Origin of the sequence: Streptomyces sp. NBC_01298, from assembly GCF_035978755.1 — a bacterium.
GTDB lineage: Bacteria > Actinomycetota > Actinomycetes > Streptomycetales > Streptomycetaceae > Streptomyces.
The window spans coordinates 7,589,884-7,614,319 of the sequence record NZ_CP108414.1 but is presented as its reverse complement, the minus strand read 5'-3'; the positions used below and the strand labels follow the sequence as shown (position 1 = coordinate 7,614,319).

Sequence of the window (24,436 nt, the reverse complement as noted above, 5' to 3'; positions counted from 1 at the left end):
CAGGTCATGGATAGGCTGGGGGCGACCGACGCAAGGAGGACAAGGGACGATGGCAGGCAACACAGAGCCGCTTTCGCCGCGGGCCAAGCTGGCCGTGACGGCGGGCAAGGCCGCGGCGGCGGTGTCGCGGGCCGCGGGACGCGGAAGCGGATCGGTGATCGGAGGCAAGGTCGCGCTCAAACTCGACCCCGATCTCCTCGGCGCACTGGCGCAGCATCTCGACGTCGTCCTCGTCTCGGCGACGAACGGCAAGACCACGACGACCCGGCTCATCGCGGAGGCCCTGCGGGCCAGCGGTCCGGTCGTCTCCAACGCGCTGGGCGCGAACATGCCGGCGGGCATCACCTCCGCCCTGGCGGGCGGCTCCGACGCCCGGTACGGCGTCATCGAGGTGGACGAGAAGTACCTGGCCGGAGTGGCCCGGGACGTCACCCCCAAGGTGATCGCCCTGCTGAACCTCTCCCGCGACCAGCTGGACCGCGCCGCCGAGACCCGCATGCTCGCGGAGAAGTGGCGCGAGGGCCTCTCGGGCTCCAAGGCGGTCGTCGTCGCGAACGCGGACGACCCGCTCATCGTGTGGGCCGCCTCCTCCTCGCAGAACGTGGTGTGGGTCGCGGCCGGCCAGGAGTGGAAGGACGACGCCTGGTCGTGCCCCTCCTGCGGTGGCGTCATGCAGCGCCCGGGCGACGACTGGTTCTGCGGCGAGTGCGGTTTCCGGCGACCCACCCCCAGCTGGGTGCTCTCCGGTGACCACGTGCTCGACCCGCACGGCAGCGCCTGGCCGATCAGCCTGCAGCTCCCGGGCCGCGCCAACAAGGCGAACGCGGCCACCTCGGCCGCCGTCGCAGCCGTCTTCGGCGTCCCGCCGCAGGTGGCGCTGGAGCGGATGTACCAGGTGCAGGCCGTCGCCGGACGCTACGACGTGGTGAGCTTCCAGGGCCGCGAACTGCGCCTGCTGCTCGCGAAGAACCCGGCCGGCTGGCTGGAGACCTTCTCCCTGATCGACCCGCCGCCGACCCCGGTGATCCTCTCGGTCAACGCCCGCGGCGCGGACGGTACCGACACCTCCTGGCTGTGGGACGTGGACTACCCGCGCCTGGCCGGCCACCCGATCTTCGTGATCGGCGACCGCAAGCTGGACCTCGCGGTCCGTCTGGAAGTCGCGGGCCTGGACTTCCGGGTGTGCGAGACCCTCGACGAGGCCGTGCAGCTGGCGCCGCCCGGACAGATCGAGCTGATCGCCAACTACACCGCCTTCCAGGACGTGCGCCGCCGCGTCGGCAACTAGTACCCATAAGGACAAGAGCATGAGCGACAACAGCCTGCGTCTGGTGTGGGTCTACCCCGACCTGCTCAGCACGTACGGAGACCAGGGCAACGCCCTGGTCGTCGAGCGCCGGGCCCGCCGGCGCGGCCTGGACGTGCAGCGCGTGGACGTGCGCAGCGACCAGCCCATCCCGACCTCGGGCGACATCTACCTGATCGGCGGCGGCGAGGACCGGCCGCAGCGGCTGGCCGCGGAGCGGCTGGTGCGCGACGGCGGTCTGGAGCGCGCCGTCTCGAACGGGGCGATCGTCTTCTCCGTCTGCGCCGGATACCAGATCCTGGGCCAGGAGTTCGTCAACGACGTGGGCGAGCGGCAGCAGGGCCTCGGCCTGCTGGACGTGGTGACCGTGCGCGGCGAGGGCGAGCGGTGCGTCGGCGACGTGCTGGGCGACATCGACCCGCGGCTCGGGCTGCCGCAGCTGACCGGCTTCGAGAACCACCAGGGCGTCACGCACCTCGGCCCGACGGCCAAGCCCTTCGCCCGCGTCTCGATGGGCCGGGGCAACGGCACCGGCGACGGCACCGAAGGCGCGTACAACGACACCGTGTTCGGCACGTACATGCACGGTCCCGTGCTGGCCCGCAACCCGCAGATCGCGGACCTGCTGCTGAAGCTGGCCCTCGACGTGAACGCGCTGCCGCCCATCGACGACCGCTGGTACGACGCGCTGCGCGCCGAGCGGATCGCGGCGGCCACGCAGCCCGCGTAGCCCTCGAGGCACCCTTCGTTCGGCCCGGATTCCCCTGGTGGGGTCCGGGCCGACGTGTTTTCGTACGACTGATCTGACCAGCATGTGGAGGATGGTTCAGTCCACCCTCGATCCGCTTGTAGGGTGCTGGGTAGTTCCAACCGGACGACGTGGTCCGGTCGTCGGCCCACGTTGCAAAGGTCCTCCTGCCATGCGCATTGGTGTGCTCACTTCCGGAGGCGACTGCCCCGGGCTCAATGCCGTCATCCGCTCCGTCGTGCACCGCGCCGTCGTCGACCACGGGGACGAGGTCATCGGTTTCCACGACGGCTGGCGCGGCCTGCTGGAGTGCGACTACCGCAAGCTCGACCTGGACGCCGTGAGCGGCATCCTGGCCCGCGGCGGAACGATTCTGGGTTCCTCCCGGGTCCAGCCCGCCCATCTGCGCGACGGCGTGGAGCGGGCCCGCGGCCACGTCGCCGATCTCGGCCTGGACGCCATCATCCCGATCGGCGGCGAGGGCACCCTGAAGGCCGCGAACCTGCTGTCGCAGGGCGGCCTGCCGATCGTCGGCGTCCCGAAGACGATCGACAACGACATCGCCTCCACCGACGTCACCTTCGGCTTCGACACCGCGGTCGGGGTCGCCACCGAGGCCCTGGACCGGCTGAAGACCACCGCGGAGTCCCACCAGCGCGTGATGGTCGTGGAGGTCATGGGCCGCCACACCGGCTGGATCGCCCTGCACTCGGGCATGGCGGCCGGCGCGCACGCCATCGTCGTGCCGGAGCGCCCCTTCGACATCGAGGAGCTGACGGCGGTCGTCGGCGAACGCTTCGAGCAGGGCAAGCGCTTCGCGATCGTCGTGGTCGCCGAGGGCGCCAAGCCCGCCGAGGGCAGCTCGATGGCGCTGGAGGAGGGCGGCACCGACATGTACGGCCACGAGCGGTTCGCCGGCATAGGCAACCGGCTCGCCGTCGAGCTGGAGGAACGTCTCGGCAAGGAGGCCCGGCCGGTCATCCTGGGCCACGTCCAGCGCGGCGGCACGCCCACGGCGTACGACCGCGTCCTCGCGACCCGCTTCGGCTGGCACGCGGTGGAGGCCGCCCACCGGGGCGAGTTCGGGATGCTGACGGCCCTGCGCGGCACGGACATCGTCATGGTCCCGCTCGACGAGGCCGTGCAGACCCTGAAGACGGTCCCCTCCGAGCGCTACGACGAGGCGCAGAACGTCCTGTGATCTTTCCCCTTTTCCACGGGTCACTCCCGTAATGGCCGCCCCCGGACGATTCCCGTCCGGGGGCGGCATTACTGTGGTGGGGCACCACGGGTCAAGGAGTGAAGAGATTGAGCTACCTCGCGCACGACGGCATGGACATGCCCGGCATGGACATGGACCTGCCGCCCTTCACCCTCGGGCGCGGGCTGGAGTTCTCCTTCGACGCCTTCTTCCTGATCGGCTCGCTCCTCGGCCTCGCCCTGTACGGGTGGGGCGTGGTGCGGCTGCGGCGGCGCGGGGACGCCTGGCCGCTCGGGCGGACGGTCGCCTTCACCATCGGCGTGCTGAGCGTGGCCCTGATGATGTGCACCAAGCTGAACGACTACGGCATGGTCATGTTCAGCGTGCACATGGTGCAGCACATGGTGATCAGCATGCTCAGCCCGATCCTGCTGCTGCTGGGCGCGCCCGTGACGCTGGCGCTGCGCGCGCTGGCGCCGGCCGCCCGCGGTCACAAGGGGCCGCGCGAGCTGCTGTTGATGCTCCTGCACAGCCGGTACATGAAGGTGATCACCCATCCGGTGTTCACCATCCCGGTGTTCATCGCGAGCCTCTACGGCCTCTACTTCACCCCGCTCTTCGATTTCCTGATGGGGTCGAAGACCGGTCACATCGCGATGATGGTGCACTTCCTCGCCGTCGGCCTCGTCTTCTTCTGGCCGATCATGGGTGTGGACCCGGGTCCGCACCGCCCCGGCTACGTGATGCGGATGCTGGAGCTGTTCGCGGGAATGCCCTTCCACGCCTTCTTCGGCATCGCGCTGATGATGGGCAGCGAGCCGATGATCAAGACGTACGCGAACCCGCCCGCCTCCCTCGGCATCGACCCGCTGCTCGACCAGCAGTGGGGCGGCGGCATCGCCTGGGCCTTCAGCGAGATCCCCTCGGTGCTGGTGCTGATCGCGCTGGTCTACCAGTGGTACCACTCGGAACAGCGGGCGGCGAATCGCTCCGACCGGTCCGAGGACCGCAACGGCGATCAGGAGCTGGCGGCCTACAACTCGTATCTGGCCTCGCTCCAAGCGCGTGGCCAGTAGCGCGGAACCACCTTCAGGCGCCACCATGGGGCATGACCGGATCCGTGAAGGCTATGGCGCTGATGACCTTCGCCTCTCTGGTGGCGATCGCCACGTATTCCGTGGCCCTCGGAAGCAACGGCTGGCTGTGGTTCGGCTGGGTGGTGCTGGGGCTGCTCACCGCGGGCATGGCCGCCTCGGGCGGTACGTGAGTAGGGCGGCACCCGAGCAGGGCGGTAGCTGAGTAGGTGCCTGAGTAGGTACTGAGTGACCGCGCCCTCCACGCCCCTGGCGAGCCGTCCGTAGGATGTCCGTGACCATGGGACGTCGACGGGAGCCGCCTGGTGTTCTACCACTTGCTCAAGCACGTGATCCTGGGGCCGCTGCTGCGGCTCCTGTTCCGGCCCCGCATCGAAGGCCTGGAGAACATTCCGGAGGACGGGGCCGCGATCATCGCGGGCAACCACCTCTCCTTCTCCGACCACTTCCTGATGCCGGCGATCCTGGGCCGGCGCATCACCTTCCTCGCCAAGGCCGAGTACTTCACCGGACCGGGCCTGAAGGGGCGGCTCACGGCCGCCTTCTTCCGCAGCGCCGGCCAGATCCCGGTGGACCGCTCCGGCAAGGACGCCGGTCAGGCGGCGCTCCGCGAGGGGCTCGGGGTGCTGGCCAAGGGCGAACTGCTCGGCATCTACCCGGAGGGCACCCGCTCGCACGACGGGCGGCTCTACAAGGGCAAGGTGGGCGTGGCCGCGATGGCGCTGGGCGCCAAGGTGCCCGTCGTCCCGTGCGCGATGGTCGGGACCTTCGAGATCCAGCCGCCCGGGCAGAAGATCCCCAGCATCCGCCGGGTCACGATCCGCTTCGGCAGGCCGCTGGACTTTGCCCGGTACGAAGGGATGGAGGGCGAGCGGGCCGTGCTGCGGGCCGTCACCGACGAGATCATGTACGAGGTCCTCGCCCTGTCCGGCCAGGAGTACGTGGACCGGTACGCCGGCGAGGTCAAGGCGGAGGAAGAGGAAGCACGGAAGAAGGCCCGGCGCAGGACGCGCTGAGCCTTCTCCCGTGCCGTGCCGTGCGGGCTCTGCCCGCACGGCCCCGCTAGCGGATGGCCGGGCGCTCGTCGATCGCCCGCTGGTCGGCGGCCGGGGCCGGCGCGATCAGCTTGGCGGCGACGGGGGCCGGGGCCACCGGGGTGGCGTGCGGAGCGCACGTCACGTCCTGGGCGTCCACCTTGCCGGTGAGCAGGTAGGTGTCGACCCGGGTGTTGACGCAGGGGTTCACCAGGCTGGTGACACCGTGCGAGCCGGCGTCCTTCTCGGTGATCAGACGCGAGCCGGCGAGCCGCTTGTGCAGGGAGACCCCGCCCTTGTACGGCGTGGCGGCGTCACGCTCGGACTGCACGATCAGCACCGGCGGCAGGCCGCGGTGGGCGCCGACCCCGACCTCGATCGCGTTGTGCTGCTTGGACTTCCAGGTGGCGCAGGGCAGGTTCATCCACGCGTTGGCCCAGGTCATGAAGGGGTACTGGGCGTGCAGCTTGGTGTTGTCGCGGTCCCACTTGGACCAGCTGGTGGGCCACTTGGCGTCGGCGCACTCCACGGCGGTGTAGACGGCGTTGCCGTTCTCCGCCGAGGCGTTGCCCGCGGTGTCGCTCATGTCGGGGGCGATGGCGTCGATCAGCGCCTGCTCGTCCCCGGCCTCGTACGCGGCCCAGGTCTGGGCGACGGGCACCCAGGAGGAGTCGTAGTACGGGGCGCTCTGGAAGAAGCCGATGAGCTCGGCCGGGCCGACGATCCCGCCGAGCGGGTTGGCCTTGGCCTTGGCGCGCAGCGTCAGCCACTTGGCCTCGACCGCGGCGCGGGTGGTGCCGAGGTGGAAGGAGGCGTCGTTCTTGGCGACCCAGTCCTCCCAGTCGTTCCAGCGCGTCTGGAAGGCGATGTCCTGGCCGAGGTTGGCCTCGTACCAGATGTTGTCGCGGGACGGGTCCACCACGCTGTCGACGATCATGCGGCGCACGTGCGTCGGGAACAGGGTCGCGTAGACCCCGCCGATGTAGGTGCCGTAGGAGACGCCGAGGAAGTTCAGCTTCTTCTCGCCGAGGGCGGCACGGATGACGTCCAGGTCACGCGCGACGTTCGGCGTGGTCATGAACGGCAGCATCTCGCCGCTGCGCTCCTTGCAGCCGTCCGCGTACTCCTCGGCCAGCTTGCGCTGGGCGTCCTTGTCGGCCTTGCTGTCCGGCACCGGGTCGGCCTTGGGGACCTTGACGTACTCCTGCGGGTCGATGCAGGAGATCGGCGCGGAGTGGCCCACGCCGCGCGGGTCGAAGCCGACAAAGTCGTACGCCTTGGCGGTGTTCACCCACAGCGGGCTGTTGGTGGTGCTGCGGCGGGGGAAGCGCATGCCGGAGCCGCCGGGGCCGCCCGGGTTGTAGATGAGCGCGCCCTGGCGCTCTTCCTTGGTGCCGGTGCTGACGGCCCGGTCGACCGCGAGGTCGATCGTCTTGCCGAAGGGCTTGCTGTAGTCGAGCGGGACCTTCACGTAGCCGCACTGGATGGGCGCCGCGAAGCCCCAGTCGGCCGGACAGTCCTTCCAGTCGATCCCGGCGCGGGCCGCGCGGGCGGCGGCGATCTGGGTGCCGATCGCCTCGGCGATCGGGTTGTCCCGGCCGTAGGACCCGGACTCGAAGGCCTGCGAGGCCGACGCGGACGGGGCGAGCAGCAGGCCCGCCGCCAGCGTGCCGGTGATCAGAGTGGCGGCGCTCCCCAGCGCCGCGTTGCGTATCACGTGGTTGTTCCCCCTGCGTCATCTGCCGCCGTGGGCGGCGTGGTTCGTGCCGGTGTGGACGTGCGTCGGCATGTGCAGGGGATACTTCCGCCTGATCAGGAGCGGGCGACAGAGCGCGGGGCGGTTCTTTGCCAACCCGATATCCGGAAATGCGTGTACCGCTGAGCGGTGTCGGGTTCGTCCCGGGTTGGTCCCGGGTTTGGCCCCGCGTTCCGTGGCCGTCCGCCGCGGGCGCCGCCGGAGGTCACCGACCGTAGGCGGCGCAGGCGGCGTCGAGCAGTTCGCGCAGCCGCAGCGCGTCCGGGGCCAGGGCCGTGACCAGGACGGCGGGGCCCGCCAGCGGGGTGAGCGCCGCGAACTCCCCGAGCATCCCGGCCCGCGGCGGGGCCTTCGCGAACTCCGGGTCCACCACCAGCAGCTGGCCGAGCGCCCGGTGGCCCGCGAGTCCCGCCGGGCCGTCCCAGCCGGCGGGTGCGCCGGGTCCGCAGGCCAGTTCCTGTTCCAGCAGCGGTCTTCCGTCCCGGGTCACGGTGAGCCGGGCGCGCAGCAGGCCCGGCGCCTCCCCCGTGCGGCCGAGCACCTGCTCCTCGCGCAGCAGGAGCCGGGCGGTGGGGGCGAGCTCGGCCCGGGTGTGGACCCGCAGGTCGCTGCCGCGCACCGAGACGAGGGGCTCCGGCAGCCAGCGCACGGCCGCCCCGTCCCCGAGCCGCAGCCGTACGTCGTACCGCGCGGGTTCCCCGTGCCGGCCGGGCAGCGCCAGGGTGGCCGCCGCCGAGCGGAGCACCAGCCGGGCGCCCGGCCCGGCGGTGGCCTCGATCCTGAGGTGGTCGCCGCCCAGCGGGGCGCTCATGGCGCCGACCAGCATGACGCCCGCCTCGCCCGGCCCGCCCCGGGTGCGCCGCAGGGCGAGCGGTCCCTCCCCGGCCAGCAGCGGCAGGGCGGTGGAGCCCCGCCCGTCGGCGGCGGCGGCGATCCGGGCGGTGGCGCGCAGGCCGGCCGGAGGGGCGGCGGGCGCGCCCGCCGGCGTGGGGAGGGCCTCGGGGAGCGTGCCCGTCGGCGCGGGAAGGGCTTCGGGGAGCGCCGTAGGGCTCATCAGGCGGTCCATGCGGCGATCCGCTCGCGCACCCAGGCGGCCACCGGGGCCACGCCCTCCTCGCCGCGCAAGGACTGGAAGGCCACGGGCAGTTCGCCGCGCTGTTCGGCGGCGTCGCGGGCCATCCGGCCCAGGTCCGAGCCGACGTGGGGGGCGAGGTCGGTCTTGTTGACCACGAGCAGGTCGGCGGTGGTGACGCCGGGGCCGCCCTTGCGCGGGATGTCGTCGCCGCCGGCCACGTCGATGACGAAGATCTGGGCGTCGACGAGACCCCGGGAGAAGGTGGCGGTGAGGTTGTCCCCGCCGGACTCGACGAGGATCAGGTCGAGCCGTCCGTTGCCGTGGAAGGCCTCCTCCAGTTCCTCCACGGCCTCCAGGTTGGCGGAGATGTCGTCGCGGATGGCGGTGTGCGGGCAGGCGCCGGTCTCCACGGCGCTGATCCGCTCGGGAGGCAGGACGGCTTCGCGGAGCAGGAACTCGGCGTCCTCACGGGTGTAGATGTCGTTGGTGACCACGGCCATCGACAGCTCCGCGCGCAGGGCCCGGCAGAGGGCTGCCACGGTGGCGGTCTTGCCGGAGCCGACGGGCCCGCCGAGGCCGATGCGCAGGGCCCGGCGGGTCCCGTCCGAGCGCAGCGTCTCGGCGCTGTGGGTGTGGCGGTGCGGGAAGGCCGCATCGTCGAGGGAAGAGTCGAGGTGCATGGCAGGTCTCCTTGAGCCGAAGCAGGGGGCGCGGGGCGTGCGGGGGTGTGCGGGGCGCGGGTCAGGAGGCGAACAGCCGTACCGGCCAGTCGGCATGGGCCTGCGCCGCGATGTCCAGCAGCGGTGAGGAGGCCGCGGGCAGGGTGTGCGGACCGTCGGTCCGGGCCCGCAGCGCGGCCCGTTCGGCGCGCCGGGACACGGAGTCGAGCTCGGGGGCGAGCCCGGCCAGGACCCGGGTCGCCTCGAAGGGGTCCAGGCCGAGCAGCCGCACGGTGGCGGTGGCCGGCCCGCTCACGCTCTCGTACGCCGCCACGTGCGCGGCGTCGAGCGGCCCGAGCCCCGCCGAGCGGGCGGTGACGCCGAGCACCACGGGCTGGTGCGCCCCGCGCGGGAACGCGGCGGCCAGCGCGTCCAGTTCCGCTCCGGGCCAGGTGGCGCGGGCCGCCCGCATCAGCTGGCGCCCGAGCCGCCGCCCGGCCGCGCGCAGCGCGGGCGAGGGGGTCCGGGCGTCGGCGGCCTCGTCGAGGGCCGCCGGGTCGATCCCGAGGGCGGCCGCCGCGGCGAGCCCGGCCGCGACGAGCCCGGCGGTGTGCAGCCGGCCCCGGCAGAACTCCGCCAGGGTCGCGGCGTCGTGGATCCGGCCCGCCTTGCAGGCGGCCTCGGCCCCGCCGGAGTGGGCGTGCCCTCCGGCGGGGAAGCGGCCGTCGGCGAGGACGAGGAGGGTGGCGAGGCTCATCGGACGACCCCACCCCTCAGAAGAGGCCCCATCAGAAGAGGAAGTAGCGTTGGGCCATGGGGAGTTCCGCCGCCGGGGCCGGTTCCACCACCTCGCCGTCGATGGTGACGGTGAAGGTGTCGGCGTCGACTTCCACCCTCGGCATGGCGTCGTTGTTGCGCATGTCCGCCTTGGTCACCTTGCGGGTGCTCTCGATGGCGACGAACTCCTTTCCGAGTCCGAGCCGTTCGGGCAGTCCGTCGTCGAGGGCGGCCTGGGCGGTGAAGTTGACCGAGTTGAGCCCGGGGGCCCGCCCGTACGCCCCGAACATCGGGCGCGGCAGGACCGGCTGCGGGGTGGGGATGGAGGCGTTGGCATCGCCCATCTGCGCGTAGGCGATCTGGCCTCCCTTGATGACCAGTTCGGGTTTGACCCCGAAGAAGGCGGGCTTCCACAGCACCAGGTCGGCGAGCTTGCCGGTCTCGACGGAGCCGATCTCGCGGGCCAGGCCCTGGGCGACGGCCGGGTTGATCGTGTACTTGGCGACGTAGCGCCGGGCCCGGTGGTTGTCGGCGGGCCCGTCCCCGGGCAGGGACCCCCGGCGCTTCTTCATCACGTGGGCGGTCTGCCAGGTGCGCAGGATCACCTCGCCGACGCGGCCCATGGCCTGGGCGTCGGAGGAGATGATCGAGATGGCTCCGAGGTCGTGCAGGACGTCCTCGGCGGCGATGGTCGAGGGCCGGATCCGGGACTCGGCGAAGGCCAGGTCCTCGGGGACCGCGGGGTTGAGGTGGTGGCAGACCATCAGCATGTCGAGGTGTTCCTCGACGGTGTTGACGGTGTGCGGCCGGGTCGGATTGGTGGAGCTGGGCAGGATGTTCGGCTCCGAGACCACGGTGATGATGTCGGGGGCGTGCCCGCCGCCGGCGCCTTCGGTGTGGTACGAGTGGATGGTCCGGCCGCCGATGGCGGCGAGGGTGTCGGCGACGAACCCGGCCTCGTTGAGGGTGTCGGTGTGGATGGCGGCCTGGGCGCCGGTCTCCTCGCAGACGGTGAGGCAGGCGTCGATGACGGCGGGGGTGGATCCCCAGTCCTCGTGGAGCTTGAAGCCGAGCGCCCCGCCGCGCAGTTGGGAGTACATGCCCTCGCGGGACATGGTGTTGCCCTTGCCGAGCAGGCCGATGTTGACGGGGAAGGCCTCCAGCGCGGCGAACATGCGGGCCAGGTGCCAGGGCCCGGGGGTGACGGTGGTGGCCTTGGTGCCCTCCGCGGGGCCGGTGCCGCCGCCGACGAGGGTGGTGATGCCGGAGGCCAGGGCCTCCTCGATCACGGTCGGGGAGATGAAGTGCACGTGGGCGTCGACGGCGCCGGCGGTGAGGATCTTCCCGTTGCCGGCGATGATCTCGGTCTCGGGGCCGATCACCAGCGCGCGGTCCACGCCGTCCATGGTGTCGGGGTTGCCGGCCTTGCCGATGCCGCAGATCCGGCCGTCGCGGATGCCCACGTCGGCCTTGACGATGCCCCAGTGGTCGAGGATCACCACTCCGGTGATGACGGTGTCGGCGGCGCCCTCGGCCCGGGTGGTGCGGGCCTGGCCCATGGATTCGCGGATGACCTTGCCGCCGCCGAAGACGGCCTCGTCGCCGGCCCGGCCGGGGCCGCCGGCGAGGTCCTGCTCGATCTCGACGAAGAGGTCGGTGTCGGCGAGGCGGATCCGGTCGCCCGTGGTGGGCCCGAAGAGGTCGGCGTAGACCTGGCGCGATATCTCAGCCATCGAGCGGCCCTCCGGTCTCCCCGCGCAGTCCGGGCACGGTGCGCAGCCCCGCCAGCGGTACGAGGGCCACGGCGACCGGGATGCCCGGCTCGAAGCGGACCGCGGTGCCGGCGGCGATGTCGAGGCGCAGTCCGCGGGCGGCGGTGCGGTCGAAGTCGAGGCCGGGGTTGGCCTCGGCGAAGTGGTAGTGCGAGCCGACCTGGACGGGCCGGTCGGCGGCGTTGAGCACGGTGAGTCGGGTGACGGGCCGGCCTTCGTTGAGGCGCACCGGGCCGTCCCCGTAGGCGATTTCGCCGGGGATCATGCGGGTACTCGCTCTCAAACGATGGGGTCGTGGACGGTGACGAGCTTGGTGCCGTCCGGGAAGGTCGCCTCGACCTGGACGTCGTGGATCATCTCGGGTATCCCCTCCATGACCTCCTCGCGGGAGAGCACGGTCCGCCCGGAGGCCATCAGTTCGGCCACCGTCCGCCCGTCGCGGGCTCCTTCGAGGATGTGTGCGGTGATCAGGGCTATCACCTCGGGGTGGTTGAGGAGCACACCCCGCGCCTTGCGTCTCTCGGCCACGTCGGCGGCCACGTGGATGAGCAGTCTCTCCTGCTCGTGGGGGGTCAGCTGCACAGCAATCACCAAGCTTCCGGGACATGATCAACCTCGTGCCGAGCCGACCCTATGGGCCGTCAACACTTTGTTGACCTGCGCATATCCGAGCCAAGCGTGTCTTGCCCAACACAGGGAAAGGCTTTCCGTCCCGCCCATCGCCGCTTTGCCGGCCCATGGGTGACCATTGACGGAAGGAACGTGGCCGCCACGCTAGGTGCCGCGCTTTTCCGCTGAGTTAACCCACGTTTCGGGCAGGTACCCGGTTCAACTCCGGGCGCCGCACCGCCCGGTTCCGTATACGGAACCGCTCACGAGGAGCCGCATGTTCGTCAACCCCGTCCACCACATCACCTTCGACGCACAGGAGCCCTACGCGCTGGCGCGGTTCTGGTCCGAGGTCACCGGCTGGCCCCTCCACCCGGACGACCTGGCGGACGACCCCGAGATCTCCCTCGTGCCGGGGCAGCCGGGGGTGAGCGGACTGCTGTTCATCCGGGTGCCCGAGGGCAAGTCCGGGAAGAACCGCGTCCACTTGGACATCCAGCCGACCACCGGCACCCGCGACGAGAACGTGGAGCGGCTGCTCGGGCTCGGCGCGAAGCTGGTCTCCGACCAGCGCCGGCAGGACGGTACCGGCTGGGCCGTGCTCGCCGACCCTGAGGGCAACGAGTTCTGCATGGAGCGCAGCGCCGCGGAGCGCGCCGGGTCCTGACGCCGCGACCGCTCGGCCGGGGAGGTGCCGCGACGGCTCAGCCGGGGAGGTGCCGCGATCGCTCGGCCGGTGAGGTGCCGCAACCGCTCAACCGATGAGGCGCCGCGATCGCTCGGCCGGTCAACAGCCGGTCGCGGTCCTCGCCGGAGCGCCGGCGGCCGAGGCCGTCCAGGGCAGGGCGATCCACACGGTCTTGCCGCCGTCCTCGGTCGGGCTGACCGAGAGCCGGCCGCCCGCCTCCGCGGCGAGCCAGCGGATGATGACCATCCCCCGGCCGTTGTCCTGCTGGACGGCGGCCGGGAGCCGCTTGGGCCAGCGCGGGTGGCTGTCGGTGACCCCGATGCGCAGCCACTCCTCGCGCTCCAGGCGGATGTCCACCGTGAAGGTCGGCGACTTCCCGAAGGTGTGCTGGACGGAGTTGGTGGCCAGTTCCGAGACGATGAGCCGGATGCTGTCGGCGGCTTCGGTCCCGTCGGACAGTCCCCACTCACCCAGTACCTCCGCGACGTAGCGGCGGGCGGCCGCGACCGAGGCGGGATCGCTCGGCAGAGTGACGGATGCTTCCAGGTGATCTGCCATGGCGACGGTCCCTTTCCCACCGGGGCGAAGCCGCCCCGGATCTGTGCTGGACGCCAGAGTGCCACCCATCGTCCCGCCGTTTCCGCAGATCCCTCAAGATATGCATATATCTGTCGCTCAATGCGGTGAACTCTGCTACGGAAGAGCGTATTTGGACGGCAGACTGGTGCGACCTGTGCCGGTGGAAGGAGGCGGGTGTGCAGCACGGTCCCGCAGTGCGTCGGCGCAAGCTCGGCGAGGAACTGCGTGCCCTTCGCGACCGGTCCGGACTCACCAGCGGTGAGGCGGCCCGGCTGGCGGGATGGCACCAGTCGAAGATCAGTCGTATCGAGACGGGGCGCAGCGGCGTCAAGGTGGAGGACATCCGGATCCTGCTCGACGTCTACGGGGAAGACGTCGTGAGCGCGCAGCAGCGCGCCCTGCTGGAAGCCCTCTCGGCCTCGGCGGCGGGCCCCGCCCCGGACGCCGACACCGGGCGCGGGCGCCAGTGGTGGCACGACTACCGGGGGCTGCTGCCGCAGGAGTACCGGGACTTCATCAGCCTGGAGGCGGGTGCCCGCTCGGCCCGCACCGTCGAACTGTCGGTGGTGCCGGGTCTGCTGCAGACCCCCGGGTACGCGCGCGCCGTGACCCGGGCCGCGCTGGGCGGGCTGCCGGAGCCGAAGGTGGACGCGCTGGTCGACGTACGACTGGCGCGTCAGTCCGTCCTGCGGGCCGATCCGCCGCTGGAGCTGAGCGCGGTGCTCGACGAGGCGGTGCTGCGGCGCACGATCGGCGGGTCCGGGGTGATGGAGGAACAGTTGAGGCACCTGGTGGAGGTGGCGCGTTTGCCCCAAGTGCGGCTTCAGGTACTGCCGTTCAGCGTGGGGGGACATCTCGGCCTGACAGGACCGTTCGTCATCTTCTCATTTCCGAACATCGCCGATCTGGATGTGGTGGTACTCGACCATTTGACGAGTAGCCTCTATCTGGAGCGGAAGGAAGACCTTGAGGCGTACAGCGCCGCGTTCCGCACCATCCAGGCGCACGCCCTCCCGCCCCGCGACTCGTCGGATCTCATCAGCGCCCTCGCTGACGACGCGTAAGGAGGCACCCCCGTGTCCGCAACCCCCTTATCCACAGGCGGACTTCTGAACAGCGCGCGGTGGCGGCGAAGCAGCCGCAGCACCGGAATGAACAACTGTGTGGAAACGGCCGTCCTCAGCGGCGGCCTGCTCGCCGTCCGCGATTCCAAGCGGGCGGACGGCCCGGCTGTGCTCTTCACCGGGCATGCCTGGGACGGCTTCCTCGTCTGCGTTCGCGCGGATCTCGGGACGTAGGAACGCGGCTCTCACGAACGCCGGAGCGCCCGTAGCGGCTCCGTTCAGCGGTCCGTGGCTCCGGCCGGAGCGGTCCCCAGGATCGTCCCGACCGCACGGCTGATCTCCGCCCCCGTGAGATCCGCCCGCGCGGTCAGTCGCAGCCGGGAGATGCCGTCCGGCACCGACGGCGGCCGGAAGCACCCCACGGACAGACCTGCCTCGCGGCAGTCGGCGGCCCAGCGCAGTGCCGCCGAGGCCGACGGGGCCCGTACCGACACCACGGCCGCGTCCGGCCGGGCCGCGGTCAGGCCGGACGCGGTGAGCCGCCCGTACAGTTCGGCGGCCACCGCGCGGGCCCGGTCCGCGCGCTCCGGTTCCCGCTCCAGCAGGCGCAGGGCCGCCAGTGCGGCGCCCGTCGCGGCCGGGGCCAGCCCGGTGTCGAAGATGAAGGTCCGCGCCGTGTTGACCAGGTGCCGGATCACCTTGGCCGGGCCGAGCACCGCGCCGCCCTGGCTGCCCAGGGACTTCGAGAGGGTGAGCGTCGCGACCACCCCGGGGGCCCCCGCGAGCCCGGCGGCGTGCAGCGCCCCGCGGCCGCCCTCGCCCAGGACCCCGAGGCCGTGCGCGTCGTCCACGAGCAGGGCCGCGCCCTGCTCCCGGCAGGCCTCGGCGTGGGCCGCGAGCGGGGCGGCGTCCCCGTCGACCGAGAACACCGAGTCGGTGACCAGCAGCGCCCGCCCCCGGTGGGCGGCGAGGGTCTTGCGCGCGGTGTCCGGGTCGGAGTGCGGGACGACGGCGGTCTCGGCGCGCGACAGCCGGCAGCCGTCCACGATCGAGGCGTGGTTGCCCGCGTCCGAGACCACCAGGGTGCCCCGGTCGCTGAGCGCGGTGACGGCGGCCAGGTTGGCCGCGTATCCGGAGGAGAGCACCAGCGCGGCCTCGAACCCGCAGAAGGCCGCCAGCTCCCGCTCGAGCTCCGCATGAAGTTCGGTCGTACCCGTGACCAGACGTGATCCAGTGGCTCCGGCGCCCCAGCGCTCCGCCGCCTCGCTGGCTCCCCGCACCGTTTCGGGGTGCCGCGACAGTCCGAGGTAGTCGTTGCTCGCGAGGTCCAGGAGCGGGGAGGCGGCCGGACGCGGGCGCAGCGTCCGGACGAGTCCGGCCTGCTCCCGGGCCTGCTCCGCGTCGTCGATCCAGGAGAAGACGTCCACGGGGGCGGGGATGTGCTGGTGCGGCATCGACGGTCCTCGGCTTTTTTGTCGGCAGTCCACAGACCTGCCCGACCCTAACCGTCCGTGACCCCTGCGTCAGGTGTGGCGATACACACACTCTCTTCCGGCCATGTTGTTCGATCTCTCCTTGGCCGGGAGTACCCGTGTGGGACAGGATCGGCATCATGGACCTGCTGAACACCCTCGTGGACAAGGGGCTGCGGCGTGAGCTGCCGACCCGCGAAGAGGCACTCGCCGTGCTGGCGACCTCTGACGACGAACTGCTCGACGTGGTGGCCGCGGCCGGCAAGGTGCGCCGACAGTGGTTCGGACGCCGGGTCAAGCTGAACTACCTGGTCAACCTGAAGTCGGGGCTCTGCCCCGAGGACTGCTCGTACTGTTCCCAGCGCCTGGGATCGAAGGCCGAGATCCTCAAGTACACGTGGCTGAAGCCCGAGGAGGCCTCCCAGGCCGCGGCCGCGGGCGTAGCCGGCGGGGCCAAGCGGGTCTGTCTGGTGGCGAGCGGACGCGGTCCGACGGACCGCGACGTGGACCGTGTCGGCAAGACGATCGCGGCCATCAAGGAGCAGAACGAGGGCGTCGAGGTGTGTGCCTGCCTCGGTCTGCTGTCGGACGGCCAGGCCGAGCGCCTGAAGGACGCGGGCGCGGATGCCTACAACCACAACCTGAACACCTCCGAGGCCACGTACGGCCAGATCACCAAGACCCACACCTACGCGGACCGGGTCGACACGGTGCAGAAGGCGCACGCCGCCGGTCTGTCGGCCTGCTCGGGCCTGATCGCGGGCATGGGCGAGAGCGACGAGGACCTCGTCGACGTCGTCTACGCGCTGCGCGAGCTCGACAGCGACTCGGTCCCGGTCAACTTCCTGATCCCCTTCGAGGGCACCCCGCTCGCCAAGGAGTGGAACCTCACCCCGCAGCGCGCCCTGCGCATCCTCGCGATGGTCCGCTTCGTCTGCCCCGACGTCGAGGTCCGCATCGCGGGCGGCCGCGAGGTGCACCTGCGCACCCTGCAGCCGCTGGCGCTGCACGTGGCGAACTCGATCTTCCTGGGCGACTACCTGACCAGTGAGGGCCAGGCCGGACAGGCCGACCTCGAGATGATCGCGGACGCCGGTTTCGAGGTGGAGGGCGCCGGTACGACGACCCTTCCCGCGCACCGCTCCGACATCGCGGCGGCGGCCACCGCCGGGGGCTGCGGTTCGAAGGGCTCCGGCGCCCCGGGCTCCGGCGCCTCTGTCTGCGGCTCCTCCGCCACGGCGGACGAGGCCGGCTGCGGCTCGGCGTGCGGCGGCTGCTCGGGGCACGCCGGGCACGAGGCCCCCGTAGCGGCCTCCGTGGCCGCTCCGGCCGACGGACCCGTACCGGCGCAGGCCGAAGCGGGTGAGGTCCGGCCCGGTCTGGTGGCGGTGCGCCGCCGCGGTGCGGGAACGGATCTCGCTCCCAATGCCTGATCAGGCGGGGCCCTCGGAGACGGGCTCGCCCGACGCGCTGCCGGCCGCCGAACTGCTCGCGCTGGACCGGCAGCACGTATGGCACCCGTACGGCCCGATGCCCGGGCGGCAGGAGCCGCTCGTCGTCGCCTCCGCCTCGGGGGTCCGCCTCCGGCTGGCCGAGCCCTCGCAGGGACACGACGAGCTGGTCGACGGCATGTCCTCCTGGTGGTCGGCGATCCACGGGTACAACCACCCGGCGCTGAACGAGGCGGTCACCGGCCAGCTCGGCCGGATGTCGCACGTGATGTTCGGCGGGCTCACCCACGAGCCCGCCGTCCGGCTGGCCGCGAGGCTCGTCGAGCTCACCCCGGCCGGTCTGGAGCACGTCTTCCTCGCCGACTCCGGCTCGGTCTCCGTCGAGGTCGCGGTGAAGATGTGCCTCCAGTACTGGCGTTCGGTGGGGCGCCCCGGGAAGAGCCGCCTGCTGACCTGGCGGGGCGGCTACCACGGGGACACCTGGCAGCCGATGGCCGTCTGCGACCCCGAGGGCGGCATGCACGAGCTGTGGTCGGGGATCCTCCCGCGCCAGCTCTTCGCGGACGCCCCGCCGAGCGGCTTCTCCGCTCCGGTCGACGAGTCCTACGCCGCCCACCTGCGCTCCCTGTTCGCCGCGCACGCGGACGAACTGGCGGCCGTGATCGTGGAGCCGGTCGTCCAGGGCGCGGGCGGCATGCGCTTCCACAATCCGGGCTACCTCCGGGTGCTGCGCGAGCTGTGCGACGAGTTCGACGTGCTGCTCATCCTCGACGAGATCGCCACCGGCTTCGGCCGTACGGGCGCGCTGTTCGCCGCCGACCACGCCGGGATCACCCCGGACGTGATGTGCCTGGGCAAGGCCCTGACCGGCGGTTACCTCACCCTCGCCGCGACGCTCTGCACGGAGCGGGTCGCGGACGGCATCTCTCGGGGCGAGGTCCCGGTCCTGGCCCACGGGCCGACCTTCATGGGCAACCCGCTGGCCACCGCGGTGGCCCTGGCCTCCATCGACCTGCTGCTCGGCCAGGACTGGCAGGGCGAGGTCAAGCGCATCGAGGCCGCCCTGCTGGAGGGCCTGGCCCCGGCCGCGGAGCTGCCGGGCGTCCAGGAGGTACGGGTCCAGGGCGCCATCGGCGTCATCCAGCTCGACCACCCGGTGGACATGGCCCGCGCCACGGCGGCGGCGGTCCGGGAGGGCGTCTGGCTGCGCCCGTTCCGGGACCTGATCTACACGATGCCGCCGTTCGTCACGGGCGACGCGGACGTGGCCCGCATCTGCCGGGCCGTGGTCGCGGCCGCGAGGGAGGCCTGAGATGGCGGTCCTGATGGTCTCGGGGACGGGCACCGAGATCGGCAAGACGGTCGTCACCTCGGCCGTCGCGGCGGCGGCGCTCGCGGCGGGCCTCTCGGTGGCCGTACTGAAGCCGGCCCAGACGGGCGTCGGCCCGGACGAGCCCGGAGACGCGGCGGAGGTCGGCCGACTGGCCGGCTCCGCCGTCACCGCGGTGGAGCTGGCCCGCTATCCGGAGCCGCTGGCCCCGGACACGGCGGCCCGGCGTTCGGGGCTCCCGACGCTCTCCCCGGAGCGGATCGCGGAAACGGCCCGCGAACTCGCCCTCTCCCACGACCTGGTCCTGGTCGAGGGCGCGGGCGGCCTCCTGGTCCGCTTCGACGAGGCCGGCCACACCCTGGCGGACGCGGCCCGACTGCTCGGCGCCCCGGTGCTGATCGTGGCTCCGGCGGGCCTCGGCACCCTCAACTCCACCGCCCTCACGGCGGAGGCCCTCCGGGCCCGCGGCCTGACCTCCCCGGGCGTGGTGATCGGCAGCTGGCCGGCCGAACCCGACCTGGCCGCCCGCTGCAACCTGGCCGACCTGCCCTCGGTCTCCGGACTCCCCCTCCTGGGCGCGGTCCCGGCCGGCGCGGGCACCCTGCCCCCGGCGGCCTTCCGCACCTCGGCGCCCGACTGGCTCGCCGCCGCCCTCCACGGCACCTGGACGGCGCCCTCCGGCTGACCCGGCCACCGCGGCCCCGCGGGCGGACCGGGGCGGCAGGGCCCGTACGGCCGGACGGGGGAACGGGCGCCGCCGCGCGGCCACCCGACGGTGTCGGGGTGGGCCGTGACGGCGGTGCGGATGAGGATCGGGGCGTGGGCTTCCTCGTGCCGGTCCTCTTCGCGCTGTTCGCGGCGCTCAGCAACGCGCTCGCGACCGTCCTCCAGCGGCGGGCGGCGCTCACCGTGCCGCAGAGCGACGGGTTCCGCTTCGGGCTGGTCCTCGACCTGCTGCGCCAGCCCCTCTGGGTCGGCGGGATCCTGGCGGTGATCGCCGCCGGCGCCGGGCAGGCCGTGGCGCTGGCCACGGGCGCGCTGGCCCTCGTACAGCCCCTGTTCGTCCTGGAGCTGCCGCTCGCGCTGCTGATCGCCTCGCTGGTGACGCGGACCCGGATGCCGGGGCCGTTGTGGCTGGCCGTGGGAGCGGTGGTGGCCGGACTCGGAATCGTCCTGGTGGCCGCCTCACCGACGGGGAACCGTACCGACGTCCCGGCCGACCGGTGGGTCCTGGCCCTGGCGGCCTGCGCGGTCGCGGTGGCGGTGCTCGCCGTGGCCGGCCTGCGGCGGCGGCCCGGCCGGACGCGGGCCGGATGCCTCGGCGCGGCCACCGCCGTCTGCTACGCGCTGACCGCCGCGCTGATGAAGTCGGCCACGCACGTCCTCGACGACGACGGCATCGGCGCCTTCCTGCGCACCTGGGAGACCTACGCCTTCGCCGCTACCGGCATCTGCGCCCTCCTGCTCCTCGAACACGCCATGCAGGGCGGCCCGCTGGTCGCCTCGCAGCCGGCGCTGACGCTCGGCGACGCGGGCGTGAGCGTCGCCCTGGGCGTGCTGCTGTACGAGGAACGGCTCCGGGCCCACTGGTGGCTGCTGCCGCAGTTGCTGGGCCTGTCCCTGATCTGCGCCGGAGTACTCACCCTGGCCAGGAAGGGCGCGGGCACCGAACCCGACGCGACCTGACGCGGCGGCCCGGGCCCCCCGGGGGCCGCTCCCGCCCCTCGCCGGCGCGGGGGCCGGGAGCGGGCGCGGGAGCGGGATCCCGGTGTCAGGGCGTCTCCACCAGCGGCTTGACCCAGCGCCGCCAGTGGTCCTCGCGGTGGTAGCCGGCCGCGGCCCAGGCCCGCTGCGCGCGTTCGTTCGCTTCGAGGACCATCGCGTCGCCGCGGCGGCCCCCGGCGGCGACGAAGCGGCGTTCGGCCGCCTCCAGGAGCGCCGTGGCGATCCCCTGGCGACGACGGGAGGGCAGTACGGCGAGCCGGTACAGGGACGCCCGCCAGCCGTCCCAGCCGGCGATCACGGATCCGACCAGGACCCCGTCGCTCTCCGCGAGGATCAGTGCCTCGGGGTCTCGGGTGACGAGCCGGGACACGCCGTCCGCGTCGTCCGTGATCGAGGTGCCCTCCGCGGCTTCCTTCCAGAAGGCGAGGACGGTCTCGGCGTCGGCCGGCAGGGCGGCCCGTATGTGCAGATCGGTCATGTCCCGGAGCCAAGCACGCACGGCCGGTGGCCCGCCACCGACTTCCGTCTGGCGAGACGGGCCCCGGCCCGTCCGCGCCCGGTCTCCCGGACGCGGACGCGGGCGGGATGCGAGGATCGTTCACATCCGGTCCCATCGGGGCATCACCCGCCCCCGGGGCCGGGCGGGTCCGCCGAAGGAACGATCCGCCCACTTTGCTCTTCCTTTACCCTGTAGGCAGCTGTTCCTCTTCTCCCCTCGGTACCCCCTCCGAACGAAAGGTGTGAGCGTCCGTCCATGGGCGAGCCTCCCAGTCCCCTCCCTTCCCGTCCGCGACAGCGCGCGACACCCCTCCTCCTGGCTGATCATGGGACGGAGGTGAAGGACCGATGACCGAAGTGCTCCTGCTCGTCGTGGCGCTGCTGCTCTGCCTTGCCTGCGGAGTCTTCGTCGCGGCCGAGTTCTCGCTGACCACCATCGAGCGCAGCGAACTGGAACGGGCCGTCGAGCGCGGCGAGCGCGGCGCCGACAGCGCCCTGACCGCGGTCCGCAGCCTGACGTTCCAGCTCTCCGGCGCGCAGCTCGGCATCACCGTGACCGGCCTGGTCATCGGCATGATCTCCAAGCCCTCGATCGCGGCCCTCCTCAAGGGCCCCTTCGAAGCCATGGGACTGTCCGCCGGAGCCGCGTCCTCCACCGCCCTGATCCTCGGCACCGTGCTGTCGACCGTCGTCCTGATGGTCGTGGGCGAGCTCGTCCCCAAGAACTGGGCGATCTCCTCCCCGCTGGCCGTCGCCAAGCGGGTCGCCACCTTCCAGCGGGTCTTCAGCCGTGCCTTCAGGCCCTTCATCAGCCATCTGAACACCACGGCGAACCACATGGTGCGCCGGTTCGGCATGGAGCCCGCCGAGGAACTCGCCTCGGCACGCACCCCGCAGGAGCTGGCGGCCCTGGCCCGGCACTCCGCGCGGGCCGGCGCCCTGGAGAAGGACACCGCCGAGCTGTTCATGCGGACCCTGAACCTCGCGGACCTGACCGCGGAGAACGTCATGACCCCGCGGGTCCAGGTCACCGCCCTCGACCTGCAGACCACCGCCGAGGACGTGGCGAACGCGACGCTCGCCACGGGCCTGTCCCGGTTCCCCGTCTACCGGGGCAGCCTCGACAGCGTCGTCGGCACCGTCCACATCAAGGACGTACTGGCCCTGCCGGCGGAGGAGCGGCACCGCACCCCGGTGTCGCAGCTGCTGCGCGAGCCCCTCCTCGTACCGGAGTCGCTGACCGTGGACCGGCTGCTGGACCGGCTGTCCGGGAAGCAGACCATGGCCGTGGTCATCGACGAGTACGGCGGCACGGCCGGTGTGGCCACGCTGGAGGACATCGTCGAAGAGGTGGTCGGCGAGGTCCGCGACGAGCACGACCCGCACGAGACCCCCGACCTGGCCCCGGCCGGGGAGGACGACTCCGGGCGCACCCTGTTCTCCGCGGACGGCTCCGCACGCACCGACCAGCTCCAGCGGATCGGACTGCGGGTGCCGGACGGCCCGTACGAGACGCTGGCCGGCCTGATAGCGACCGAGCTGGGGCGGATCCCCATGGTGGGCGACAGCCTGGAGCTCGACGGCTGGCGCCTGGACGTGGTGGACGCGAGCGGGCGGCGGGCCGCGCGGGTGCTGTTGCACGTGCCGGCCGAACCGACCCCCGGTGATGGTGTGGAGGAGGCCCGATGACCGCCGTCCAGTTGCTGATCGGCCTGGCGACCCTGGTCGTCAACGCCTTCTTCGTCGGCGCGGAGTTCGCCATGATCTCCGTACGGCGCAGCCAGATCGAGACCCACGCCGAGCAGGGCGACCGCAGGGCGCGCGCCGTGCTGTGGGGCCTGGAGCACGTGTCGGCGCTCATGGCGGCGGCCCAGCTGGGCATCACCCTGTGCACCCTGGTGCTGGGCGTGGTGGCCGAGCCGGCCATCGCCCACCTGCTGACCCCGGCCTTCGACTTCTTCGGGGTGCCGTCCGGGCTGACCCACGCGATCTCCTTCGTGGTGGCGCTGGCCCTGGCCACGTACCTGCACATGCTCTTCGGCGAGATGCTGCCGAAGAACGTGGCACTGGCCGAGCCGGTACGGACGGCGCTGCTGCTGGGTCCGCCGCTGGTGGCCCTCACCCGGGGGCTGAAGCCGGTGATCTTCGCGATCAACGCCTTCGCCAACACCCTGTTGCGCCTGCTGCGGGTGGAGGTCAAGGACGAGGTCGCGGCGACCTTCTCGGACGACGAGCTGGCCCGGATCGTCAAGGACTCCAGCGACGCGGGACTCATCGACGACCGCGCGAGCGAGCGGCTGCACGACGCCCTGGAACTGGGGCGGCGGCCCGTGACCGATGTGGTGCTGCCGGCGGACCGGGTGGTTCCGGCCCGCGAGGGCATCACACCGGCCGGTCTGGAGCGATTGTCGGCCGAGTCCGGGTACTCCCGGTTCCCGATGATCGACGCGCAGGGCCGGATCCTGGGATACCTGCACGTCAAGGACGCACTGGACGCGACGGAGCGGGACGAGCCCTTCCCGGTCACCGCGCTGCGGCCGATCGCGCAGGTCCGGGCGGAGACCCCGCTGGACGACGTGCTGACCGCGATGCGGCGCAGCCGTACGCACCTGGCGGCGGTGCTCGCGCCGGACGGGGTCATGACGGGCCTGGTCACGATGGAGGACGTGCTGCGGGAGCTGTTCGGCCGACCGGCCGCCACGTAGCGGGCGGAGCCCGGCACGGGTGCGCGCGGTACCCCCGGCCCCGCCTGCGGGGTGGGGGTACCGCGCGGTAGCATCGCTCCCGCCATGGAGATGAATGCGCGTTACACCAGTTTTGTCGCGGTCGGCGACTCCTTCACCGAGGGCATGTCGGACCTGCTGCCCGACGGCTCCTACCGGGGCTGGGCCGATCTGCTCGCCGACCGCCTCGCCGCCCGCGAGCCGGGCTTCCGCTACGCGAACCTCGCGGTCCGCGGCAAGCTGATCGGGCAGATCGCCGGGGAGCAGGCGCCCGCGGCCGCCGAGATGGGCGCCGACGTCGTGACCCTGGTCGGCGGGCTGAACGACACCCTGCGCCCCAAGGTGGACATGGGCCGGGTGCGCGGGCACCTGGAGGAGGCCGTCGGCCTGCTGGCACCCTCCTGCGGGACGCTGCTCCTGATGCGCTCGCCGGGTCGCAGCGGCCCCGTGATGGAACGTTTCCGCCCGCGTATGGAGGAGCTCTTCGTCATCATCGAGGAGCTCGCCGCGCGGTACGGCGCCCTCGTGGTCGACCTGTACGGGTCCTCCGCGCTCGGCGACCCGCGGATGTGGGACGTGGACCGGCTGCACCTGACGGCCGAGGGCCACCGCAGGGTCGCGGAGGCGGTCTGGCAGACGCTGGGCCTGCCGCCCGAGGCGGACTGGAACGCCGAACTGCCGCCCGCCGTCCCTCCCGGCTGGACGGCGCGCCGCTCGCAGGACCTCAGCTTCGCCCGGCAGCACCTGCTCCCCTGGGTCGGCCGCCGCCTGACGGGCCGCTCCAGCGGCGACGGCCGGCCCGCCAAGCGCCCGGCACTGCTGCCGTACGAGGCTCCGGCGGCCGACCGGCTCGTGTGACCGGCCGGGCGGGGGCG

26 protein-coding genes are annotated in these 24,436 nt (G+C 72.5%); 16 read left to right on the top strand and 10 right to left on the bottom strand.

Annotated elements, in window-relative coordinates; translation table 11 throughout:
* The first annotated feature begins 49 nt into the window (after positions 1-49).
* The 6 genes from OG730_RS34690 (at position 50) to OG730_RS34665 (ending at position 5,365) form a co-directional block, all read left to right on the top strand.
* Positions 50-1,288 (top strand): MurT ligase domain-containing protein, encoded by a 1,239-nt coding sequence (locus OG730_RS34690; RefSeq protein ID WP_266876101.1) that lies wholly within the window; start codon positions 50-52, stop codon positions 1,286-1,288.
* 19 nt (positions 1,289-1,307) lie between these two features.
* Positions 1,308-2,036, top strand: coding sequence for a type 1 glutamine amidotransferase (locus OG730_RS34685; RefSeq protein ID WP_266876102.1), 729 nt, complete (start codon positions 1,308-1,310; stop codon positions 2,034-2,036).
* A 190-nt stretch (positions 2,037-2,226) separates the two neighbouring features.
* Entirely contained in the window at positions 2,227-3,255 is a 1,029-nt protein-coding gene (locus OG730_RS34680; RefSeq protein WP_327307928.1) for a 6-phosphofructokinase, read from the top strand.
* 131 nt (positions 3,256-3,386) lie between these two features.
* Positions 3,387-4,331, top strand: a complete 945-nt coding sequence (locus OG730_RS34675) for a cytochrome c oxidase assembly protein (RefSeq protein WP_327309547.1) — start codon at positions 3,387-3,389, stop codon at positions 4,329-4,331.
* Positions 4,332-4,363: 32 nt separating this feature from the next.
* Positions 4,364-4,522: a hypothetical protein gene (locus tag OG730_RS34670; RefSeq protein ID WP_254386935.1), complete on the top strand. Its 159-nt coding sequence runs from the start codon at positions 4,364-4,366 to the stop codon at positions 4,520-4,522.
* A 132-nt stretch (positions 4,523-4,654) separates the two neighbouring features.
* Positions 4,655-5,365, top strand: a complete 711-nt coding sequence (locus OG730_RS34665; protein ID WP_327307927.1) for a lysophospholipid acyltransferase family protein — start codon at positions 4,655-4,657, stop codon at positions 5,363-5,365.
* Positions 5,366-5,411: 46 nt separating this feature from the next.
* Here the strand turns inward: OG730_RS34665 and OG730_RS34660 are convergent, their stop codons facing one another.
* The 7 genes from OG730_RS34660 to OG730_RS34630 form a co-directional block, all read right to left on the bottom strand.
* Positions 5,412-7,100 (bottom strand): alpha/beta hydrolase, encoded by a 1,689-nt coding sequence (locus tag OG730_RS34660; RefSeq protein ID WP_327307926.1) that lies wholly within the window; start codon positions 7,098-7,100, stop codon positions 5,412-5,414.
* 244 nt (positions 7,101-7,344) lie between these two features.
* Positions 7,345-8,193, bottom strand: a complete 849-nt coding sequence (locus tag OG730_RS34655) for an urease accessory protein UreD (RefSeq protein WP_327307925.1) — start codon at positions 8,191-8,193, stop codon at positions 7,345-7,347.
* The gene (gene ureG, locus OG730_RS34650; protein ID WP_327307924.1) at positions 8,193-8,894 is read right to left on the bottom strand and encodes an urease accessory protein UreG; all 702 of its coding nucleotides are present in this window, start codon (positions 8,892-8,894) and stop codon (positions 8,193-8,195) included. The genes OG730_RS34655 and ureG overlap by 1 nt, the downstream gene beginning before the upstream one ends.
* A gap of 61 nt (positions 8,895-8,955) precedes the next feature.
* Positions 8,956-9,630, bottom strand: coding sequence for an urease accessory protein UreF (locus OG730_RS34645; protein WP_327307923.1), 675 nt, complete (start codon positions 9,628-9,630; stop codon positions 8,956-8,958).
* Positions 9,631-9,661: 31 nt separating this feature from the next.
* Positions 9,662-11,383: an urease subunit alpha gene (locus OG730_RS34640; RefSeq protein ID WP_327307922.1), complete on the bottom strand. Its 1,722-nt coding sequence runs from the start codon at positions 11,381-11,383 to the stop codon at positions 9,662-9,664.
* Positions 11,376-11,687, bottom strand: a complete 312-nt coding sequence (locus tag OG730_RS34635; protein ID WP_250740174.1) for an urease subunit beta — start codon at positions 11,685-11,687, stop codon at positions 11,376-11,378. The genes OG730_RS34640 and OG730_RS34635 overlap by 8 nt, the downstream gene beginning before the upstream one ends.
* A 14-nt stretch (positions 11,688-11,701) precedes the next feature.
* The gene (locus tag OG730_RS34630) at positions 11,702-12,004 is read right to left on the bottom strand and encodes an urease subunit gamma (protein ID WP_266876111.1); all 303 of its coding nucleotides are present in this window, start codon (positions 12,002-12,004) and stop codon (positions 11,702-11,704) included.
* Positions 12,005-12,308: 304 nt separating this feature from the next.
* Between OG730_RS34630 and OG730_RS34625 the strand changes: the two genes are divergently transcribed.
* Positions 12,309-12,698, top strand: a complete 390-nt coding sequence (locus OG730_RS34625) for a VOC family protein (protein WP_327307921.1) — start codon at positions 12,309-12,311, stop codon at positions 12,696-12,698.
* A 120-nt stretch (positions 12,699-12,818) separates the two neighbouring features.
* Here the strand turns inward: OG730_RS34625 and OG730_RS34620 are convergent, their stop codons facing one another.
* Entirely contained in the window at positions 12,819-13,277 is a 459-nt protein-coding gene (locus OG730_RS34620; protein ID WP_327307920.1) for an ATP-binding protein, read from the bottom strand.
* Between the two features lie 197 nt (positions 13,278-13,474).
* On the opposite strand from OG730_RS34620, the gene OG730_RS34615 reads away from it, so the two are divergent.
* Positions 13,475-14,362 (top strand): helix-turn-helix domain-containing protein, encoded by an 888-nt coding sequence (locus OG730_RS34615; protein ID WP_327307919.1) that lies wholly within the window; start codon positions 13,475-13,477, stop codon positions 14,360-14,362.
* A 12-nt stretch (positions 14,363-14,374) separates the two neighbouring features.
* Positions 14,375-14,596 (top strand): DUF397 domain-containing protein, encoded by a 222-nt coding sequence (locus OG730_RS34610; protein WP_327307918.1) that lies wholly within the window; start codon positions 14,375-14,377, stop codon positions 14,594-14,596.
* A gap of 44 nt (positions 14,597-14,640) precedes the next feature.
* On the opposite strand, the gene OG730_RS34605 is transcribed toward OG730_RS34610, so the two are convergent.
* Complete coding sequence (locus OG730_RS34605; RefSeq protein ID WP_327307917.1) at positions 14,641-15,816, bottom strand: 8-amino-7-oxononanoate synthase; 1,176 nt, start codon at positions 15,814-15,816, stop codon at positions 14,641-14,643.
* A gap of 158 nt (positions 15,817-15,974) precedes the next feature.
* Here OG730_RS34605 and bioB point away from each other — a divergent pair, with 158 nt between their 5' ends.
* From bioB to OG730_RS34585, 4 genes are all read left to right on the top strand, one after another.
* Positions 15,975-17,267, top strand: a complete 1,293-nt coding sequence (bioB, locus tag OG730_RS34600; RefSeq protein ID WP_327307916.1) for a biotin synthase BioB — start codon at positions 15,975-15,977, stop codon at positions 17,265-17,267.
* Positions 17,260-18,597 (top strand): adenosylmethionine--8-amino-7-oxononanoate transaminase, encoded by a 1,338-nt coding sequence (locus OG730_RS34595; RefSeq protein WP_327307915.1) that lies wholly within the window; start codon positions 17,260-17,262, stop codon positions 18,595-18,597. The genes bioB and OG730_RS34595 overlap by 8 nt, the downstream gene beginning before the upstream one ends.
* Before the next feature lies 1 nt (position 18,598).
* Positions 18,599-19,300 (top strand): dethiobiotin synthase, encoded by a 702-nt coding sequence (gene bioD / locus OG730_RS34590; RefSeq protein ID WP_327307914.1) that lies wholly within the window; start codon positions 18,599-18,601, stop codon positions 19,298-19,300.
* Between the two features lie 134 nt (positions 19,301-19,434).
* Positions 19,435-20,301, top strand: a complete 867-nt coding sequence (locus OG730_RS34585; RefSeq protein ID WP_327307913.1) for a DMT family transporter — start codon at positions 19,435-19,437, stop codon at positions 20,299-20,301.
* An 85-nt stretch (positions 20,302-20,386) separates the two neighbouring features.
* On the opposite strand, the gene OG730_RS34580 is transcribed toward OG730_RS34585, so the two are convergent.
* Positions 20,387-20,818, bottom strand: coding sequence for a GNAT family N-acetyltransferase (locus OG730_RS34580; RefSeq protein WP_327307912.1), 432 nt, complete (start codon positions 20,816-20,818; stop codon positions 20,387-20,389).
* Positions 20,819-21,186: 368 nt separating this feature from the next.
* Between OG730_RS34580 and OG730_RS34575 the strand changes: the two genes are divergently transcribed.
* From OG730_RS34575 to OG730_RS34565, 3 genes are all read left to right on the top strand, one after another.
* Positions 21,187-22,527 (top strand): hemolysin family protein, encoded by a 1,341-nt coding sequence (locus OG730_RS34575; protein ID WP_327307911.1) that lies wholly within the window; start codon positions 21,187-21,189, stop codon positions 22,525-22,527.
* Entirely contained in the window at positions 22,524-23,543 is a 1,020-nt protein-coding gene (locus OG730_RS34570) for a hemolysin family protein (protein WP_327307910.1), read from the top strand. Before OG730_RS34575 ends, OG730_RS34570 begins: the two co-directional genes overlap by 4 nt.
* 84 nt (positions 23,544-23,627) lie before the next feature.
* Positions 23,628-24,419 carry an SGNH/GDSL hydrolase family protein gene (locus OG730_RS34565; RefSeq protein ID WP_327307909.1) on the top strand — a complete coding sequence of 264 codons (792 nt, stop codon included), beginning with the start codon at positions 23,628-23,630 and terminating at the stop codon, positions 24,417-24,419.
* The last annotated feature ends 17 nt before the right edge of the window (positions 24,420-24,436 follow it).

Bases quoted from the DNA above. Each gene is read 5' to 3' on its own strand.
- OG730_RS34690 (WP_266876101.1), top strand. From the start codon at position 50: ATGGCAGGCAACACAGAGCCGCTTTCGCCGCGGGCCAAGCTGGCCGTG.
- OG730_RS34685 (WP_266876102.1), top strand. From the start codon at position 1,308: ATGAGCGACAACAGCCTGCGTCTGGTGTGGGTCTACCCCGACCTGCTC.
- OG730_RS34680 (WP_327307928.1), top strand. From the start codon at position 2,227: ATGCGCATTGGTGTGCTCACTTCCGGAGGCGACTGCCCCGGGCTCAAT.
- OG730_RS34675 (WP_327309547.1), top strand. From the start codon at position 3,387: ATGGACATGCCCGGCATGGACATGGACCTGCCGCCCTTCACCCTCGGG.
- OG730_RS34670 (WP_254386935.1), top strand. From the start codon at position 4,364: ATGACCGGATCCGTGAAGGCTATGGCGCTGATGACCTTCGCCTCTCTG.
- OG730_RS34655 (WP_327307925.1), bottom strand. From the start codon at position 8,193: ATGAGCCCTACGGCGCTCCCCGAAGCCCTTCCCGCGCCGACGGGCACG.
- ureG (WP_327307924.1), bottom strand. From the start codon at position 8,894: ATGCACCTCGACTCTTCCCTCGACGATGCGGCCTTCCCGCACCGCCAC.
- OG730_RS34645 (WP_327307923.1), bottom strand. From the start codon at position 9,630: ATGAGCCTCGCCACCCTCCTCGTCCTCGCCGACGGCCGCTTCCCCGCC.
- OG730_RS34640 (WP_327307922.1), bottom strand. From the start codon at position 11,383: ATGGCTGAGATATCGCGCCAGGTCTACGCCGACCTCTTCGGGCCCACC.
- OG730_RS34635 (WP_250740174.1), bottom strand. From the start codon at position 11,687: ATGATCCCCGGCGAAATCGCCTACGGGGACGGCCCGGTGCGCCTCAAC.
- OG730_RS34625 (WP_327307921.1), top strand. From the start codon at position 12,309: ATGTTCGTCAACCCCGTCCACCACATCACCTTCGACGCACAGGAGCCC.
- OG730_RS34620 (WP_327307920.1), bottom strand. From the start codon at position 13,277: ATGGCAGATCACCTGGAAGCATCCGTCACTCTGCCGAGCGATCCCGCC.
- OG730_RS34605 (WP_327307917.1), bottom strand. From the start codon at position 15,816: ATGCCGCACCAGCACATCCCCGCCCCCGTGGACGTCTTCTCCTGGATC.
- bioB (WP_327307916.1), top strand. From the start codon at position 15,975: ATGGACCTGCTGAACACCCTCGTGGACAAGGGGCTGCGGCGTGAGCTG.
- OG730_RS34595 (WP_327307915.1), top strand. From the start codon at position 17,260: ATGCCTGATCAGGCGGGGCCCTCGGAGACGGGCTCGCCCGACGCGCTG.
- bioD (WP_327307914.1), top strand. From the start codon at position 18,599: ATGGCGGTCCTGATGGTCTCGGGGACGGGCACCGAGATCGGCAAGACG.
- OG730_RS34580 (WP_327307912.1), bottom strand. From the start codon at position 20,818: ATGACCGATCTGCACATACGGGCCGCCCTGCCGGCCGACGCCGAGACC.
- OG730_RS34575 (WP_327307911.1), top strand. From the start codon at position 21,187: ATGACCGAAGTGCTCCTGCTCGTCGTGGCGCTGCTGCTCTGCCTTGCC.
- OG730_RS34570 (WP_327307910.1), top strand. From the start codon at position 22,524: ATGACCGCCGTCCAGTTGCTGATCGGCCTGGCGACCCTGGTCGTCAAC.
- OG730_RS34565 (WP_327307909.1), top strand. From the start codon at position 23,628: ATGGAGATGAATGCGCGTTACACCAGTTTTGTCGCGGTCGGCGACTCC.